Raw genomic sequence first — 2,457 nt, 5'->3', positions numbered from 1 at the left:
AACAATCCTTATTGCCAGGACAATGAAACAAGCTGGATCGACTGGGAACATTGGACGGATGACGACAAGGCCTTTCTGGATTTCGTCAGAGAGCTGCTGCTGCTGAGGGCGCGGCATCCGGCATTTCACAGGCAACATTTCTTTCATGGCCGCCATATCGACGCCAACAGCATAAAGGACATTACGTGGCTGACGCCGGAGGGCCAGGAGATGAGCGATCTCGACTGGCTCATACCTCAACAAAGATGTCTCGGCTTTCACATCAACGGCAAATTGAAAGCGGGCTCGGTCGCCGCCGCGGAAGGCCAGCCGGAGAATGACTTCATTGTCCTTCTGAACGCTGCGGAGTGGGCGCAACCCTTCCGCCTCCCAAAAGCGGCGTTCGGCGAACGCTGGAAAGTCATGATCGATACGGCACTCGCCGGCCCGCAACCGAACGAGCGCCAGATCGGTGCCGGAGAAATCCTTGAGCTTTCCGCGCGCTCCCTCGCCCTTCTGTTGGAGAGTTGAATGACGTACCGCCCGCAGGAGCCCGGCAGAGGATGAGTGACCTCGACCGCCTTCGCCGCCTTTCCGCTCTGGCCGGAATTGAATCTCACTATTGGGACATTGCGGGTGTGCGCCACGAGACACAACCCGACACCGCGCGGCGGCTTCTCTCTGCGCTCGGATTTCCGGCAGGCAATGAAGCCGAACTGACGGCGAGCCTCGCGACGATCGAGGAGCGGGAATGGCGTCGCCCACTCCCTCCCGTCATGGTGGTCCGGCTGCATCATGCCGCGGCCGTGCCCCTTAACCTGCCCGCTGACGCGCCGCGCGACGTGGTCCAATGGCGCGTTGTTCTGGAAGATGGCGCGATCCGGCAGGGCGCGCATGCGCGTCACACACTCCAGCGGGAGGCGCGCCGTTCTGTTGGTGGCCGCGACATCGACCGCCTGCTACTGCCCTTGCCGGGGCTTCCGCCTGGCTACCACGACCTTCTTCTTGATGGTCTCCCCTCTACGCCGCGCATGTCTCTCATCGTCGCTCCTGCCCAATGCTATCTGCCGCCCCAACTCGCGAGCGGCCAACGGCTCTGGGGCCTCGCGGCCCAGCTCTACAGCATCATTTCGGAGCGCGACTGCGGCATCGGCGATTTCACGGATCTCGGCGACCTTGCGCAATGGGCCGCCGGTCTCGGCGCCGACGCCATCGGCCTCAATCCGCTGCACGCGCTCTTTCCTTCGCTTCCGGAAAACGCGAGCCCCTATTCGCCAAACAGCCGCCTCTTCCGAAACGCGCTCTATCTCGATGTGACGGCGATAGAGGATCACGGGCACAGCGCGGAGCCCGCATTTTCCGCTTCTCCGTCCACAGCGCACAGTGCGGAATTTGTCGATTATTCCACTGTCTCCCGTCGCAAATTCGAAGAGCTTGAGCGCCTCCATTCCGAGTTTCGCCGATCCTGCCGCGCCGGAAACGACGGAGGACGCGCCGATGCCTTTCAGAACTTCCGGAGCCGGCGCGGCGAGACGCTTCGGCGCTTCGCGATCTTTCAGGTCATGACTGAGGTTTTCGGTACAAACGACTGGACGCAATGGCCTTTGCCCTATCGCGATCCATCATCAGATTCTATTGAGGCATTCACACAGGATCACGCAGAGCGCATCTCCTTCTTCGAATATGTCCAGTGGCAATGCGACCTGCAGCTCGGCGAGGCATGCCGCCGCGCCAAAGACGCCGGTATGGCGATCGGCCTCTATGGCGATGTCGCGGTGAGCGTCGATCCTGCGGGCGCCGACCACTGGAGCCGGCAAACACTATTCGCCGGAGAGGCGCGCCTCGGCGCACCGCCCGATCCCTTCAATGCGCTCGGTCAGGAGTGGGGCGTCGTGCCCATGAATCCATGGGTCCTGCGCGACACGGCCTATGGCGACTTCATCGCTCTGTTGAGGGCCAACATGCGCCATGCGGGCGCCTTGCGCATCGACCACATCATGGGCTTGCAGCATGCGTTCTGGGTCCCGCGCGGCGCCCCGCCCTCGGCGGGCGCCTATGTGAGCTATCCACTTGAAGATCTCCTCGGCATTCTCGCGCTCGAAAGTCATCGAAATGAATGTCTGATCGTGGGCGAGGCGCTTGGAACGGTGCCGGAAGGATTTCGTCCACGTATGGCCGAAGCGAATGTCCTTTCCTACCGCGTTCTCTATTTCGAGGTAGAGAAAGATCGCCAGAAGCGACCCGAGGAATATCCCCATCTCGCGGCCGCGTGCGTTTCAACGCACGACCTCGCCACGCTCAAGGGCTTCTGGAACGCGGCCGACCTCGAAGCGCGCCGTCGTCTCGGCCTTTACCCGACGCCTGAACATGGTGAGCGGGCGCGTCACGAGCGAGAGCACGAGAAGTGGCTCCTTCTTCGCGCGCTTGCGGACGAGAATTTGCTGCCGTCCGGCCTCGACCCGAACAGGCTCGGCGACG

1 protein-coding gene and 1 pseudogene are annotated in these 2,457 nt (G+C 62.3%); both read left to right on the top strand.

What is annotated here, in order from left to right:
- A pseudogene (locus ABFC66_RS12270) lies at positions 1 to 510 on the top strand (hypothetical protein); the annotation flags it as partial.
- Positions 511 to 542: 32 nt separating this feature from the next.
- A partial coding sequence (gene malQ / locus ABFC66_RS12265) for a 4-alpha-glucanotransferase (RefSeq protein WP_346741253.1) occupies positions 543 to 2,457 on the top strand: 1,915 nt, incomplete at its 3' end.

The sequence above is a fragment of the Parvibaculum sp. genome (assembly GCF_039680535.1).
In the GTDB taxonomy this organism is placed as follows: domain Bacteria; phylum Pseudomonadota; class Alphaproteobacteria; order Parvibaculales; family Parvibaculaceae; genus Parvibaculum.
Note: the sequence above shows the minus strand (reverse complement) of the source record. Positions and strands in the feature narration are given on the sequence as shown.